General features: G+C 69.9%; 5 protein-coding genes. All 5 read right to left on the bottom strand.

From position 1 onward, the window contains the following. Positions 1 to 31: 31 nt before the first annotated feature. Positions 32 to 820 (bottom strand): ABC transporter permease, encoded by a 789-nt coding sequence (locus ACFWF2_RS06655; RefSeq protein WP_379305306.1) that lies wholly within the window; start codon positions 818 to 820, stop codon positions 32 to 34. Beyond that, the gene (locus ACFWF2_RS06650; protein WP_379305304.1) at positions 820 to 1638 is read right to left on the bottom strand and encodes an ABC transporter permease; all 819 of its coding nucleotides are present in this window, start codon (positions 1636 to 1638) and stop codon (positions 820 to 822) included. Before ACFWF2_RS06650 ends, ACFWF2_RS06655 begins: the two co-directional genes overlap by 1 nt. Then, positions 1635 to 2648, bottom strand: coding sequence for an ATP-binding cassette domain-containing protein (locus ACFWF2_RS06645; protein ID WP_379305302.1), 1014 nt, complete (start codon positions 2646 to 2648; stop codon positions 1635 to 1637). The genes ACFWF2_RS06650 and ACFWF2_RS06645 overlap by 4 nt, the downstream gene beginning before the upstream one ends. Beyond that, entirely contained in the window at positions 2645 to 15868 is a 13224-nt protein-coding gene (locus ACFWF2_RS06640; RefSeq protein WP_379305300.1) for an amino acid adenylation domain-containing protein, read from the bottom strand. The genes ACFWF2_RS06645 and ACFWF2_RS06640 overlap by 4 nt, the downstream gene beginning before the upstream one ends. A 115-nt stretch (positions 15869 to 15983) precedes the next feature. Further along, complete coding sequence (locus ACFWF2_RS06635; RefSeq protein ID WP_379305298.1) at positions 15984 to 16406, bottom strand: hypothetical protein; 423 nt, start codon at positions 16404 to 16406, stop codon at positions 15984 to 15986. Between the last annotated feature and the right edge of the window lie 73 nt (positions 16407 to 16479).

Genomic DNA, 16479 nt, shown 5'->3' with positions numbered 1-16479 from the left:
TGGCCGCTGACGTGGGCGCCGCGGCCCGATCTCACTGCCTGCTCGCGCGCCGGAAGCCGATGGTGGCAGGCACGGCGAACAGCACGAGGGCGCCGAACGACCAGAGCAGGGTGAGGATCAGGGGGCGCGCGATCGGGCCTTCGTCGGCGAGCCCGCGCATGGCGTCGACGGCGACCGACATCGGCTGGTTGCGCACGATCGGCTGAATCCATGTCGGAAAGGCGACCAGCGGGACGAAGCCGGTGCTGAAGAACATCATCAGCGAGGTGACCAGGGTAATGGTCTCGACCAGTGAGGTTTTCGCGGTGAAGACGGCGACGGCGGTCACGATCGTGGCGAACGAGAGCCCGAAGATCACCGGCACCAGCAGGAAAGCGAGTGTCGCCCAGGGGCCCTGGTGGAAGCGGAAGCCGAGCAGGAAGCCGACGATCAGCACGGCCACGGTGCCGAGCACGATGCGGCAGCCCTCGGCGAGGATACGTGAGACGAGACCGGAGGCCCGGTGCACCGGCAGCACCCAGAACCGGGCAAGCAGACCGGCTTCTCGTTCGCGGCCGAGCAGGACGCCGCTCGCGACGGCGCCCGAGAGGGCGCCGACGACGGCGACCATCGGGACCGAACCATAGAGGGCGTCGTCACCGGTGAACTTCTCGATCTGACCGCCGACGACGATGTCCAGCATGATCAGCAGCAGACACGGGATCAGCAGCGTCTCCAGCACGGTGATCGGACTGCGTGCCCAGCGCACCAGCAGGCGCTGCGTCTGGATCAGCGTGTGCCGGATCAGCGAAACCGGCGAGGTCTCCGAGCGCTCCAGCATCACGCCCTCCTCGAACCGAGCCGGATGGCCAGTGGCAGGCAGAGCAGCAGGGTGCCCGCGGCCCACAGCAACGGTGGCCCCATCAGCGACCAGCTCACCGTCCCCGCGTTGCCCGCGGTGTCACCGGCCAGCGCGCGCAGCGCGATCGCGTATTGCGAGACGGGCTGGTTGCGGACGAACCACTGGATCCAGCTGGGGAACTGGCTCGCCGGTGCGAGACCGGTCGAGAGCATGCCCAAGATCAACGGCGGCAGCACGAGTAGCTGCGATGTCGCCTCCGGACTCTTGGACGCGGTGCCGATGACATCGGCGCCGAGGGTGAACACGATGCCGATGACCAGCGAGAACGCCAGGAACCCGAGGGTATGCCACGCGTCGAGCCGGAAGCGGAAGCCGATGACATAGCCCGCGACGACCGCCCCGGCCAGCGCGATCGACGCCCGGAGTATGTTGGCCGACATCCGCGCCGCGACGGGAACGAGCGGGCGCAGCGGCATCGAGCCGAAGCGGCGATTGAGTCCGGCCACGGCATCGCTGGCCGACCGGAAGGCCGCCGAGATGGCGGTGAACGAGGCGGACTGCAACACCACCAGCGGCATCATGTACTGGGCGTAGCTGCTGAAACCGTTGCCGGAGAACATCATCACGGTATTGAGCGGGATGTAGAAGCTGGCGGCGAACGCCAACGGCGCCACTATCGACATCAAGACCTCCCCGGACTTGACCGAGGGCACGATCAGCCGTGTGGTCAGTACCCACCACTGCTGCACCGTGTCCGGCGCGGCGCGAACGTGGGTGTGCCACAGGGTGGCCGTCATGAGACGGCCTCCGATTCGCTCTCGGCCGAGGCCAGATGGCCGGTGAGTTGCAGGAACACGTCATCGAGCGACGGGCGCCGCAGGGCGATGTCGACGAGTTCGATCGCCGCGTTGTCCAGCCGCCGCAGCGCCTCGGCGAGCGTCTTGGCGCCATCCGGCGCGGGAATGGTGATGCGATCCGATTCCGGTGTCATCGCCGCCAGGGTCTCCGGGGGCAGCAACGAGCCGAGCGCGGCGGCGATGGCGGGCAGCTCCTCGAGATCGAGCGGGACGATCTCGCAGTAGCTGCCGCCGATACGCTGTTTCAGTTCGTCCGCTGTGCCGGCGGCGATCACCACGCCGTGGTCGATCACGATGATCTGATCGCTGAGCGCATCGGCTTCCTCCAGGTATTGGCTGGTGAGCAGGGTCGTGATGCCCGCGCTCTTGAAGCTGCGCACCAGATCCCAGACCCCCTGCCTGCTGCGGGGATCCAGGCCGGTCGTCGGCTCGTCGAGAAAGACCACGTCCGGGCGCACCACCAGTCCGCAGGCGATGTCGATACGTCGCCGCATACCGCCCGAGTAGGTGCCGACCCGCCGATTCGCCGCTTTGTCGAGATCGAATTCGCTGATCAGTTCTTTGGCGCGGGCTTGGGCGGCGGGTTTGCGCATCCCCATGAGCCTGCCGAACATGACCAGGTTCTCGTAGCCGCTGAGCATGTCGTCGAGGGCGGCGTATTGCCCGGTCAGCATGATGCATCGACGGACCGCCGCCGGGTCGGCGACGACATCGTGCCCGGCGACCACCGCGCGGCCGCGATCGGGCGTGATGAGCGTCGAGAGGACGTTCACCATGGTCGTCTTGCCCGCGCCGTTGGGGCCGAGGATGCCGAGCACCTCACCGGGCGCCGCCACGAAGTCGACGCCGCGCAGCGCGTGCACATCGCCGAAGGATTTCTCGATCCCTTCGACGACCACGCCGCCGGAGGTGGCTGTCGGGCTCTGGATGACAGTGCGTTCGACGCTCATATCCGGTCTCCTGCTTCCATGTGCTCGTCGAGTACCGGCGAGATGACCGACAGTGCGTGGGGATTGGTCATCTCGTCGTGGGTCACGTCGACATCGCAGGTGACGATGTCGCCGGTCACGTAGGGCCGCCAGCCGTCCGGGCCCATCCAGGGGGATGGGTCGACGGTGGCGCTGAAATAGAGGATGTCGCCGTGGTAGACCGGGCGCTGATAGCCGGTCCGCGTCCCCGCGGAGGCGTTGTAGGAGCCCGCCATGCGCTCGATGGTGGCGGCATCGATGAGTTCGACGCCCCCGAGTTTCGCCGTGATGAGGTCGGCCGCTTCCGCGGCGGTGGCGTCGGCGGGGACATTGTCGATGCCGAAGATCGAGCCGAAGGTGTTGATGAAGGCGCCCGGTGACAAGCGCTCGATGGTGTCGCCGTCGATATCGGCGGTATCGGTGTCCAGCAGCGCCACCACCCCGACGCGCTCGCCCGCCGCCGCCAGTTCGACCGCCATGGCCTGGGCGATCAGTCCGCCGAACGACCAGCCGAGCAGGTGATAGGGGCCGCTCGGTTGCACCGCGCGGATCTCGCGCACATACCGCCGCGCGAACTCCTCGATGGAGCGGGCCGAGGGCTCGCGGCCGCTGAGGTCGGGCGCTTGGAGCCCGTAGATCGGCCGATCCGGTGCGAGCTGTTCGGCGAAACCCAGGTAGCTCCAGGACATTCCGGAGGACGAGTGGACGCAGAACAGTGCGGGTCGATCGCCGCCGAGCCGGATCGGCAGCAGCACATCGAGACCGAGGCCGGCTTGTCCGGCAGTGGCCGGTTCCGCTGCCGCCGCCGTCTGCGCGGCGAGGGCGGCGGTTTCCTCGGCCGCGGCCGTCTGAGCGGCCGGGGTGGCCGCGAAGTGCGCGGCCGCGCCGAGGGCTTCGACCCACAGCTGGGCGAGTTCGGCGACATCGCCGCGGGCGAGCAGGTGTTGCGGGTAGCCGAAGTCGGCGCGCAGCCGGTTGCCGACCACCAGGGCGTTCACGTCGATCGCCTGCATGATCGGGATCTCGGGATGCTCGTCCGCGCGCAGCTCGCCGAGATCGTCGGTGGGCAGCCAGCCGAGACCTTCCAGCCCGGCGGGGACCTCGGCCGTCGTATGCCTGCCGAGATAGTTCACGAGGATCTGCCCGGGGAGCCGTTGCGGGAGCTGGGCGGCAGTCTCTGGATCGAGGTAGCGCAGCATGCCGAAGCCGATGCCCTTGTCGGGCACCGCCAGCAGCTGGTGTTTGACCGCGCGGATCGCCGCGCCCATGGCGGGGCCGCCGGCGAGCGCGTCCTCGACGTCGATACCGGTGAGGTCGAGGCGCACCGGATACAGCGAGGTGAACCAGCCGATGGTCCGCGACAGATCGGCGCCGGGCACGACTTCCTCCTGCCTGCCATGGCCTTCCAGCCGCAGCAGCGCCGAATTCTCGTCCACGCCGCGGCGCGCCCGCCAGCGCACGAGCGCCAGTGCCATGGTGGCGAGCAGCGCGTCGGTGACGCTGCCGTGGAACAGCCTGGGCAAGGTGGTGAGCAGGGCGGTGGTGACGTCCTCGTCGACCTCGATGTCGAAACGGCGCACGGTGTCGGCCCGATCGATCGCCGGATCGAGGGGCCGGTCGCCGAGCAGCGGGTCGGGACCGCCGACAACCCGCTGCCAGTACCCGAGCTCGGCCCGGCGCTGCTCGCCGCGCGCCTGTTCGGCCAGCGCGTGCGACCAGCGGCGCAGGGAGGTGCCGACGTCGGCGAGGACCGGGGTGTTGCCGACCGACACCTGCGCCCACGCACCGATCAAGTCCTGCACCAGGATTCGCCACGAGACGCTGTCGATGACGAGGTGGTGCGCGACGACGATCAGGCGGCCCGGCCTGGTGCGCGACCCCGCGTCACCGACCGGGTCGAGCCAGACGAACTGCAGCACGATGCCGTCGGCCGGATCCAGGCGGTGCAGGGCGGAGTCGAGCTCGATCTGGGCGTATTCGCGCAGTTCGACCGGGTCGGCGGCGTCGTATTCGGTGCGGTGCACGAGGGAATCCACGTCGACCGAGCCCGGGTCGGCCACCCGCAGCTGCCAGCCGTCCTCGGCCTGCCACAGGCGCGCACGCAGCATGTCGTGCCGGTCGATCACGGCGGTGAGGGTCTCGACGAGCCGCGCGCGCTCGATACCGACGGGTAGCTCGAGGACGGCGGTCTGGGCGAAGCGGTCGAAATCGCCGCCGCGCTCGATCATGTAGCGCACGATCGGGGTCAGCGGCAGCGCGCCGATGCCGCCGCCGGGCAGCTCCGCGAGCGCCTCCACCGTGCCCGCGGCGTCGACGGCGGCGCCGAGCGCGGCCACCGTACGGTGCTCGAACACCTGCAGCGGAGTGCAGTGCACACCGGCCAGTTTCGCCTGGGTCACCAGCTGGATCGCCAGGATACTGTCGCCGCCGAGCGCGAAGAACGAATCGTCGATGCCGACCTTCTCCCGGCCGAGCAGCTCGGCGTAGATCTGTGCGAGGACGTGTTCGGTCGGTGTCTCCGGCGCTCGGTACGGTGTCTCCTCGACCACGAATACGGGTTCCGGCAGGGCTTTTCGATCGAGCTTGCCGACGGCGTTGATGGGGATGGCGTCCAGGACGACGAAAGCGGCGGGGACCATGTAGGCGGGCAGGATGTCGGCAGCCTCGGCGCGGACCCGCGCGATGTCGAGGTCGGCGCCGGGTGCGCGCACCAGGTAGGCCGCGAGCGCGGTCGCGCCGGTGGGGCCGGGAACACCCAGTGTCACCGCGACATCGACACCGTCGAGGCGGCCGAGGACCGCGTCGATCTCGCCGAGTTCGATGCGCTGGCCGCGCACCTTCACCTGGAAGTCGGTGCGGCCGAGGTATTCCACGGTGAGGCGGCCTGTGCTTCGGGTCCAGCGCACGAGATCGCCGGTGCGATACAGGAGTTCGCCGGGGGCGCCGTAGGGGTTGGCGACGAATCGCGCGGCGGTCAGGCTCGGCCGGGCGTGATAGCACCGCGCCAAGGCGGTGCCGGTGAGATAGAGCTCGCCCGCGACGCCGACAGGTACCGGGCGCAACCGGTCGTCGAGGACGAGGACGGCCGCACCGCGGATCGGCGTGCCGATGGTGACCGGTTCGTCCGCCGACAGCGGCGCGGACCCGGTCGCCCAGATGGTGTACTCGGTCGGGCCGTACAGGTTGACCATCGTCCGGCCGGCCGGACCGCCACACCAGCGGGCGACCAGGTCGGGGCCGACCGCCTCGCCTGCCACCGCGAGCACCCGCACGCTCGACACCTCGGCCGGATCGATGGTGGCCAGCGCCGACGGGGTGATCACCATGTGGGTGACCGACTCGGCGTCGATCAGGTCCGCGAGTGGGGCGCCGCCGAAGACATCCGGTGGTGAGATCACCGAGGCGGCGCCGCAGCCGAATGCCATCAGGGCTTCGAAGACGGACGCGTCGAAACTCGGTGAGGCGACCTGCAAGACGCGGGAGTGCTCGTCCAGGCCGAGGTCGGTGCGCTGGGCCGCCACCAGGTCCGCCAGGCCGCGGTGGGTGACGGTGACGCCCTTCGGTGTTCCGGTGGAGCCGGAGGTGTAGATCATCCAGGCGGGGTTGTCGACGCGGATCGGGATCGGGAGTTCGGCGGCGGTGAGCGCGGCGTCGTCGGCTGTGCGCAGGTGTGCGGCGAAGTCCGGGTCGTCGAGGACCAGCCAGCGGGTGGTGTCGGGGAGCTTCGGCCGGAACGCGGCCAGGGTCAGGCCGACCTGAGCGCCCGAATCGGTGAGCATGTGCTCGATCCGGTCCGCCGGGTGTTTCGGGTCGACCGGCAGGAAGGCCGCGCCCACCTTCGCGGCCGCCCAGATGCCGGTGTGCAGTTCGGCGCAGCGGGGGAGACCCAGTGCGACTACGGTTTCCGTGCTCGCACCGGCTTCGATCAGCAGCCGGGCCAGCTGGTTCGAACGGGCGTCGAGTTCGCGGTAGGTGGTGGTCGCCGCCGACACCAGGGCGGGTCGCTCGGGGAAGGCCGTTGCGGTGTCCGTGAGCAGGCGCGGCAGCGTCGTGGTGCCCGAGGTGGCGGGGCCGCGGACCGGGATCAGTTCCGCGCGTTCGGATTCGTCGAGCAGGTCGATGTCGGCGAGGCGGACGTCGATATCGGCGAGCACGGCCGCGAGGACCCGCCGCCACCGTGTCGCGAACGCGCGGACCGTCGCGGCGTCGAAGAGGTCGGTCGCGTAGGTCAGGACGCCGTCGAAGCCCGCGGGGCCGGACTCGGAGAACCGCTCGCGCAGGTCGAGGGTGAGATCGAACGCCGAGGACCTGCGGTCGAAATCCTCTACCTCGAAACGCAGTCCGGGCAGTTCGAGCACCGGTTCGACATAGTTCTGCAGCGACAGCGAGACCTGGAAGATCGGGTGGTGCGCGGTCGAGCGGGTGGGGTCGAGCACCTGCACCAGTTGCTCGAAGGGCACGTCGGCATGGGCGAACGCGTCGAGGTCGGCGGTGCGGACCGCGGCGAGCAGCTGGCGGAATCCGGTGCCGGGGTCGACGGGTGTGCGCAGGGCCAGGGTGTTGACGAACATGCCGACGAGGTCGTCGAGCGCCGCTTCACCGCGGCCTGCGACCGGGGTGCCGATGACGACGTCGTCGGTGCCGCCCAGCCGGGCGAGCAGGACCGCGAGCGCGGCGTGCACCACCATGAAGACGCTGACATTGTTGGCGGCGGCGAAATCGACGAGGGCGCGGTGCATCTGGTCGTCGATGGTGAAGTCGACATCGTCGCTGCGCAGGGACTGCACCGCGGGCCGGGGGCGATCGGTCGGCAGTTCCAGTGCGTCGGGTGTGTCGGCGAGGGTCTCGCTCCAGTACCGGATCTGCTGTGCTGCTACGGATTCCGCGTCCGAGGGGCTGCCGAGCAGCTCGCGGTGCCACAGGGCGAAGTCGGCGTACTGCACGGCGAGTGGCGGCCAGGCAGGTGCGTCGCCCGCCGCGCGCGCGGAATAGGCGGTCACCAGATCGGCGGCCAGGGGCGCCATCGAGGCGCCGTCGGCGCTGATGTGGTGCACCACGAGAACGATGACGTGGACGGGGACGCCGTTCTGGGAACCGGCCGCCGGGGCGGTGAGCCGGAACAACCCGACGCGCAGTGGGGCTTGTCTGGCGAGATCGAATCCGGTGCCAGCCAGCTCGTTGATCCGATCACGCAGCGGCGCACCGTCTTCGGTGTCGATCACGGGCAGGGCGGGTGTAGCCGTGTCCATGCCGACAACCACCTGACGTGGTCCTTCGGCATCGGCGGGGTATCGGGTGCGCAGGCTCTCCTGGCGTCGCACCACATCGGCGAGCGCGCCGCGCATGGCCGCCACGTCCAGGTTGCCGGTGAGGCGCAGTGCGATGGCGATGTTGTAGGCGGCAGAACCCGGATCCAGCTGGTTGAGCACCCACATGCGCTGTTGCGCGGGGGACAGGGGGATGCGGTCGGGGCGCAGGCGCGCAGCGAGGGCCGGGCGGCCGGGGCCGCCGTCGCCCGCGGGGACGACCCGGGACGACAGCTGGGCGGCGGTCGGTGCGTCGAACAGGTCGCGCAGCGCGATGGTGGCGCCGAGCGCCGAATTGACCCGGGCGACAACCTTGGTCGCGCTCAGCGAGTTGCCGCCGAGTTCGAAGAAGGACTGGTCGACGCTCACCCGGTCGGTGCCGAGCACCTCGGCGAGCACCTCGGCGACGGCCTGCTCGGTCGGCGTGCGCGGCGCGAGGTACGGCCGTTGCGCGGCCGAGAAGTCCGGCACCGGAAGGGCTTTGCGGTCCAGTTTGCCGACCGGGGTGAGAGGGATGTCGTCCAGCACGACGACATAGGCGGGCACCATATAGCCGGGCAGTTCCGAGGCCACCCAGGCCCGCAGCCGCTCGGTGTCGAGGTCGACGCCCGGTACGGGCAGGACGTAGGACACCAGGACGGTCGCGCCCGCCGGGCCCGCGCGTCCGATGGTGACCGCGTAGTCGACCTCGTCGTCGCGGGAGAGCACCGCGTCGATCTCGCCGAGCTCGATCCGCAGGCCGCGGATCTTGACCTGGAAGTCGCTGCGGCCCAGGTATTCCAGTGCGAGCTCGTCGTCGTGCTCGACCCAGCGCACCATGTCGCCGGTCCGGTACATGCGTTCACCGGCGGCGCCGTACGGGTTGGCGACGAACCGGCTCGCGGTCATCTCGAACCGGTTGAAATAGCCGCGCGCCAGGGCGGGACCGGCCAGATACAGCTCGCCCTGGATGCCGACCGGAACCGGCCGCAACCAGCCGTCCAGCACCACCACCTCCGCGCCGCGAATCGGCCCGCCGATGGTGATCGGCTCGCCCGCGACGAGTTCGGCGGGTCCGGTGGCCCAGATGCTGAACTCGGTGGGGCCGTACAGGTTCACCATCCGCCTGCCCGCCGCCCACTTCTCGATGAGCTCCGGGGTGGCCGCCTCGCCGGCTACCGAGAGCACCCGCAGCGCGGTCAGCTCGGTGGGTTCCATCGTCGCCAGCGCCGACGGCGTGATCACAGCGTGGGTGACCCGCTCGGTACGCAGCAGCGTTTCGAGCTCGCTGCCGCCGTAGACCTCCGGTGGTGACACGACCAGCCGTCCGCCCGCCGCGTGCGCGGTGAGCATCTCGAAGACCGAGGCGTCGAAACTGGGGGAGGCGACCTGCAATGCGCTCGCGGACGGATCCAGCGCGAGGGTTTCCCGTTGGGCGGCTGTGAGATTGGCGACTCCGCGATGGCTCAGCAGCACGGCCTTCGGTTTGCCGGTGGAACCGGAGGTGTAGATGAGGTAGGCGGTGTGGTCGAGGTCGATGGGGCCGCCGCGTTCGTCGTCGGTGATCGGCGCGTCGGAGACCAGCATGGCGCGGCGCATGGTGTTCAGGTCGTCGAGGAGCAGCCAGTCGATGGTGCCGGGCAGTGTCTCACCGGTCGCCGTCACGGTGACGCCGATCGGCGCCTTGGAATCGGTGAGCATGTGCTCGATCCGCTCCACCGGATAGCTCGGATCCAGCGGCACGAAAGCCGCGCCCGACTTGACCAGCGCCCACACCGCGACCACCGACTCCAGCGACCGGGTCAGCGCGAGAACGACGAAGACCTCGGGCCCGACGCCGCGAGTCAGCAGGACCCGGGCGAACCGGTTCGACCAGGCATCGAGTTCGCCGTAGCTCATCGACAGCTCGCCCGCGGTGACCGCGATCGCGTCGGGATCGATGCGCGCGCCCGCCGCCAGGATCTCCGGCAGCGACCGCATCGGCAGCGGCCGCGGGCCGCGCACCGGCGCCAGCGTCCCCAATTCGGTGTCGTCGCAGTACTGGAGCTGCGAGACGAGGACGTGCGGATTCTCGGCGAGCTGTCCGAGCAGCCGGGCGAACCGATCCAGGAATGACTGCGCGGCAGCGTGTTCGAGCTGATCGGCCATGAACTTCACGGTGATCCGCAGGGAGTCGCCCGCTCCGGCCGTGCCGCGCAGCGGAATGACCATGAGATTGAGCGGATACGGCGTCGCGTCGGTGCCTTCCACGTCGAGCACGCGCATGCCCGCGATGTCCAGGGCCTGCGACAGCGCTTCACGGTCGATGGGATAGGACTCGAAGACGGTCAAAGTGTCGAACAGTTCGGCGAGACCGACGGCGCGGTGGATCGCGGCAAGGCCGACGTGCTGGTGGTCCATCAGCCGCGCCTGCTCGGCCTGCACGCGGGCCAGCAGGTCGCTGACCTTCTCCGCGGGGTCCAGTGTCACCCGCACCGGGACGGTGTTGATGAACAGCCCGACCATGTCCTCGACGCCGGGCAGCTCCGGCGGCCTGCCGGAGACCGTGCTGCCGAACACCACATCGGTGCGGCCGGTCAGCATGGCGAGCAGCATCGACCACGCCGCCTGGACCAGGGTGTTCACGGTCGCGCCCGCCTCGCGCGCCGCGGCTTCGAGCACGGCGACGGTCTCGGCGGACAGGTCGTGCGAGATCATCGCGGTCTCGGTCGACTCGATCCCGGCCAGGGAGGGGACGGCGCGGGTCGGGGTGTCGATACCGGCCAGCGCCTGCTGCCAGGCGGCGATCGAAGCCTCGGCGTCCTGTTCACCCAGCCAGGACAGGAACTCCCGGTACGAGCGGGCGGGCGGCAGGACCGACGGGTCACCCGAGGTGACATACAGCGTGAGCAGTTCCCGGACCAGCAGCGGTGTCGACCAACCATCCAGCACCAGATGGTGATTGGTCATGATGAGCCGGAATTCCCCTGGTGCCGTGCGGATCAGGGTGAAGCGGACCAACGGGGGCCGGGTGAGCGCGAAGCGGGTCAGCGCGTCGAGGGCGATGATCCGGTCGAGTTCGCGCGCCCGCTCCTCGACGTCGGCGATTCCGGTGAGATCGACGTCCTCCCAGTGGATTTCGGCATCCGTGAGCACCAGTTGACGCGGGCCGTCGTCGGTCTCCACGAAGGCGACCCGCAGATTCTCGTGCCGATCGATCAGTGCCTGCGCGGCGCCGCGCAGGCGGGCGGCGTCGACGGTTCCTGCCAGGGTGAGCAGCGATTGGACCGTGTAGCCGTCGGCGGTGTCGGAGTCGTAGAGCGCGTGGAAGAGCAGGCCGTACTGCAACGGCGACAGTGGCCACACGTCGGCGAGGTTCGGGTAGGTCCGTTCCCAGGTCTCGATCTGCGGCTGGTCGACCGTGACGAGTGCGAAGTCCGAGGGGGTCCGGCCACCCGAGACGCCGCTGCGCGCATGGGCGGCGAGGGCGTCCAGCGCCGCCGACCACAGGTCGGCCAGCTCGCGCACGGCGGTCTCGTCGAGCAGTCTGCCCGCGTACGCCCAGGTGACGTCCAGGCCGGCGTCGGTGAGGACGGCATTGAGGTCGACGACGGCGGCCAGCGGTGCGCGGTCGTCGTCGGTCGCCGCGAAGCGTTGCGGTACCCAGGCGTCGTGGCCACCGGTCACCGCCCTGCCCAGATAGTTGAAGCTCAGCTGGGGAGTCGGCGCGTCGGCCAGCGTCGCGGCCGTCTCGCTGTTCAGGTAGCGCAGCAGGCCGAAGCCGACACCACGATCGGGCAGCGCGCGCAGCTGCTCCTTGGTCGCCTTGATCGCCGATCCCGCCGCGCGGCCACCGCCGAACGCGTCGTCGAGGTCGAGTCCGGCCAGGTCGACGGCCACCGGATACACGCTGGTGAACCAGCCGACCGTGCGCGCGACATCGGCGCCGGGCAGCAGGGACTCGCTGCGTCCATGGCCTTCCAGAAGCATCAGCGCGCCGGTGCGGTCACGCCACCGGCAGACCGCCATCGTCAGCGCGGCGAGCAGGACATCGTCCGCGCCACAGTGGAAGTGCTCGGGCAGGGTGGTGAGGATGGTGTGGGCGACATCCGACGGGACCGTCGACTGCCACTGCGCCATCGTGTCGACGACATCGAGAGCCGGATCGAAGGTGCCGGTGCCGAGTGCCGGGTCGGGTGTCGCCAGAATGCGCTGCCACACCGGTAATTCGTCGATCCGTGCGGCAGCCTGCTCCAGCTGGCCGTGCGCCCAGCGCCGGAACGAGGTGCCGACCGGCTCGAGGGTGCCGCCGAAGGCCGCGGTCGCCAAGTCCGGCAGCAGGATTCGCCAGGAGACACCGTCGGTGACCAGGTGGTGCAGGACCAGCCAGCACAGCGGCGGGGCGTCCGCGCGGTCGATCAGCACGAAGCGGGCGACGACACCGGCGCCTGGATCGAGCAGATCGGCGGCGTGCTGCACGGCGCTCTCGATCGTGTCGTCGAGATCGGAACCGGCCTGCACCACCTCGATCAGGGCATCGGCGTCGACCGAATCAGGTTCGGCGACAAGCCATTCCCAGCCACCGTCACTGGCGCGCAGGGTGGAGCGCAGGAGATCGTGGTGGTCGATCAGTACCTGGAGTGCGGCGGCCAGCGATGCTCGCGTGGTGCCCGTGGGCAGGCCGATCAAGACCGCCTGGCTGTACCGGCCCCACGTGTCACCGTGTTCGAGCATGGCGTGCACGATCGGGGTGAGTTCTACGGGGCCGATACCGCCACCGGGCAGCTCGTGCACCACGTGGACCTCGGTCTCGCCCGCCACGGCCGCCAAGGCGGCGACCGTCTTGCGCTCGAAGACATCCCTGGCGCTGAACGCGATCCCGGCGGCTTTCGCGCGGGAGACCAGCTGAATGGAGACGATGCTGTCGCCGCCGAGCGCGAAGAAGCTGTCGTCGACCCCGACCGTGTCGAGTCCGAGGACCTCGGCGAACAGTGCGGCGAGTGCTTCCTCGCGCGGCGTGGACGGTGCCCGGCTGGTGACCGTGCGGGCGCCGAAGTCCGGTGCGGGCAGTGCCTTGCGGTCGACCTTGCCCAGCGGCGTGAGCGGGACACGGTCGAGCACCATGACGACCGACGGCACCATGTAGGCCGGGAGCTGTTCGCCGACAGCGGCTTTCACCGCTTCGGGATGCACATCGACGCCGGGTTCCGTCGTCACATAGGAGACCAGCGCGGTCGCGCCCGAGGCGGTGTCGACACCGAGGGTGAGCGCGAAATCGATGGCGGGCAGGCGTTCCAGGGCGGCGTCGATCTCGCCGAGTTCGATCCGGTAGCCGCGTACCTTCACCTGGAAGTCGCTGCGGCCCTGGTAGGCCAGCGTGAACCGGCCGTCGTCGTCGGTCCACCGCACCAGATCGCCGGTGCGATACATCCGCTGACCGGGCGCGTGGGGATCGGCGACGAATCGGCTCGCGGTCAGTCCGCTGCGCCGGTGATAGCCCCGCGCCACGCCGGGGCCCGCGAGGTACAGCTCACCCACGGTGCCCGCGGGGACGGGACGCAACCAGGGGTCCAGCACCAGGCCGGTGACACCGCGGGCCAGGCTGCCGATCGTTACCGGTGCGCCCGGGATCAGCGGCTTTGTCAGTGTCGTCGTGATGGTGGTCTCGGTGGGACCGTAGCCGTTGATCAGTGCCCGGCCGGACCACTTCGACACCAGCTCCGGCGGGCACGCGTCACCGCCGACGACAATGGTGCGCAGGTCGGGGAGCGTTTCCGGATCGAGCGAGCCGACAACGGCGGGCGTGACATTGAGATGGGTGACGCGATGCGCGCGCAGCACCTGCGCCATCTCCTCGCCCGCGTATGCCGCGGGCGGCACCACTGCGAGGGTGGCGCCCGTCGCCAGCGTCACCAGGATCTCCTCGACGGAGATGTCGAAACTCGGTGACACCGCATGGGCGACCACCGATTCCGCATCGACCCCGAATCCTGCCCCTGAGCTGGCGACGAGATTCGCCAGACCGCGGTGCGGCACGAGCACGCCCTTGGGCAGGCCGGTCGACCCGGAGGTATAGATGACGTAGGCGACCTGATCCGGATGGATCGGGGCCCGCCGTTCGGCGTCGGTGATCGGACCGGCGTCCTGGGCGGCGATGAGCAGGGCGGTCGCCTCGTCGTCGATCGAGCGCCAATCGACACTGTCCGGCAACGACTTGCGTGCCTCGGTGACGGTCAGGCCGGTGACCACGCCGCTGTCGCCCACCATGTGCTCGATCCGGTCGGCGGGATAGGTCGGATCGATCGGCACGAACGGCGCGCCGGTCTTGGCCACCGCGATGGTCGCGAGCACCGATTCGGCCGATCGCGGAATCGACAGCGCGACACCGTGTTCAGGGCCTGCGCCGGCTGCGATCAGCACGCGGGCGAGACGGTTCGAGTACTCGTCTACCTCGCGATAGGTGAGTGTCTCGCCCGTGCCCCAGCACAGAGCCACCGCATTCCGGTCGATGGCGGCGCCCGCGGCGAGAATCTCTGGCAGCGTGCGGGATCCGACACTCGCCGGTCCACGTGCCGGCACCGACACGGCCTGCTCGGCGGCGGAAAGGACAGGCACCGTCGACAGCGGCGCATCTGGACCCGCGAGGAGGAACCGGTGCAGGAACAGCAGGAACCGCTCGTGGTGCGCCGTCAGATCGGCTTCGCTGTAGAGGTTTCCGTTGCCCTGGAGGTCGATGTGGGTGCTCTCACCGCCCACTCCGGGATACACATTGACGAACAGATCGTCGATCAGGCCGGAGGTGAGCACGTGCAGCCGCCCGACGACCGGGCCGAGCGCGATCCTGGTGTCCACCATCATCAGATTCACGGCGGGACCGAACGACGCCGCCTCGTCCATCGCCCAGCCGAGATCGCGGACGATGTCCTCCTGCCGGTAGCGCTGGCGGCGCAGCGCGCCGGTCAGCTCACCCTGCACGGCGAGGATCGCGGCGCCCACCGTGGTCTGGGGTGTCAGGGTGACGCGCAACGGGACGACATTGGCGAGCATGCCGCCCGAACGGCGCAGCGTCGCGGAGGTCCGCGCCGACACCGGCAGGCTCAGCACGACCTCCGAGGCGCCGGTCATCGCGGCGAGATAGGCGCCGAACGCGGCGACCACCGTCGGCGCGGCACCGGAGTTCACCGCCGCGGCGACGGAATCGAGCAGCGCGGTCGTCTCCGCGGGCAGTGCGCCCGCGACGCGGTTGGGGTGGGCGTCGACCTCGGCGTCGCGGCCGGCGAGATTCACCGGGTCGGCCATGCCGGCCAGGTGCTCGCGCCAGTACTGGCGATCGGCGTCGAAACGGGCCGAGGTCCGGTAGGCCAGATCGGCCTCCACGATCTTCTGCAGCGGTTCGGCCTTGCCCGGCGGCGGCTCCCTGCCGTCGAAGGCGGCGTTGTAGAGCTCGCCCGCCCGCTGGACCAGGGCCAGCGCGCCCATGCCGTCCAGCACGATGTGATGCATCCGCACGTACCAGAACCAGCGATCCTCGCCGACCCGCAGCATCGCCAGGCGGATGAGCCGGTCACGCATCACATCCAGCGGTGCGGTGTACTCGGCGCGCATCCAGGCGTGCGCGGCATGCTCCGGGTCGGGCTCGGACCGGAAATCGAGCTCGAGGATGTCGGCGTCGAGGCTCAGGTCGACGAGCTGATGCGGCTGACCGTCGATGTCGATCAGCCGCAGGTAGCCGGTGCCGAACTCGCGGCCGGTGCGCCGGACGGCCTCGGTCAGCAGCTCGAGGTCGATCGGGCCGGACAGTTCGACGTACTGGGCGATGGAGATGGGGGTGTCACCCGCGATGTGCTGGGCGAACCAGATCCCACGCTGGGCGGCGGACAAGGGGAAGGCGCCGTCGCGTGCGGCGGTGCCCGGTCCCTGCAGGGAAGACTGGGTCATGAGCAGACCTGCGTTCTCATGTCTCGAGCTCGGTATTCACCATGGGTCCGGCGACCCGCTGCGTTCCGCGATCCAGGTCCATTCTGAACCTGTGCGGACCGGACCGGAATGGGTTCTACGAGACCGCGGCCAGATCCCTGGTGGACAGCGGCGCGTCCGAGCTGACCAGATAACGCTGAAGTGTCGAGCGATCGTCGAGGACCAGCCAGTCGACGACATCGGTCAGCTCGGGCCGGTCGGCCCGGGTGGTGATGCCGAGGTAGGCGCCGAAGACGAACTCGTCGTCGGCGGCGGAGACGGGCACGGCGCCGATCTTGCGCACCGCCGCCTCGGCGACGATCGCCTCGGTCGCGGCGCCGACCGCCAGCGCGATCCGGGCGCCCGCGGTGGCGCCGCGGCTCAGCAGCAGTCGCGCCAGCCGGTTGGCCCAGCGATCCAGATCGGCATCGGCGAGATGGCCATCGGTGGCGATCGGGGTGGACTGCCGACGGGGCAGCTGGATGACGTTGTCGGCGATCGCGGTGGTCATCGTGCTCATCGTGGTGTCCCCTTGGCGCTGGTAGGAGGTGCTTTTCGTATGCCTCTACTGTCGTCGCCGGGCGGGGACTCCG

The organism is Nocardia sp. NPDC060259 (genome assembly GCF_042728775.1).
GTDB lineage: Bacteria > Actinomycetota > Actinomycetes > Mycobacteriales > Mycobacteriaceae > Nocardia.
The sequence above is the reverse complement of the archived record's forward strand: the minus strand, read 5'-3'. Positions and strand labels throughout refer to the sequence as shown.

Coding starts and splice junctions, on each gene's coding strand:
- ACFWF2_RS06650 (WP_379305304.1), bottom strand. CDS start 1,638: ATGACGGCCACCCTGTGGCACACCCACGTTCGCGCCGCGCCGGACACG.
- ACFWF2_RS06645 (WP_379305302.1), bottom strand. CDS start 2,648: ATGAGCGTCGAACGCACTGTCATCCAGAGCCCGACAGCCACCTCCGGC.
- ACFWF2_RS06655 (WP_379305306.1), bottom strand. CDS start 820: ATGCTGGAGCGCTCGGAGACCTCGCCGGTTTCGCTGATCCGGCACACG.
- ACFWF2_RS06635 (WP_379305298.1), bottom strand. CDS start 16,406: ATGAGCACGATGACCACCGCGATCGCCGACAACGTCATCCAGCTGCCC.
- ACFWF2_RS06640 (WP_379305300.1), bottom strand. CDS start 15,868: ATGACCCAGTCTTCCCTGCAGGGACCGGGCACCGCCGCACGCGACGGC.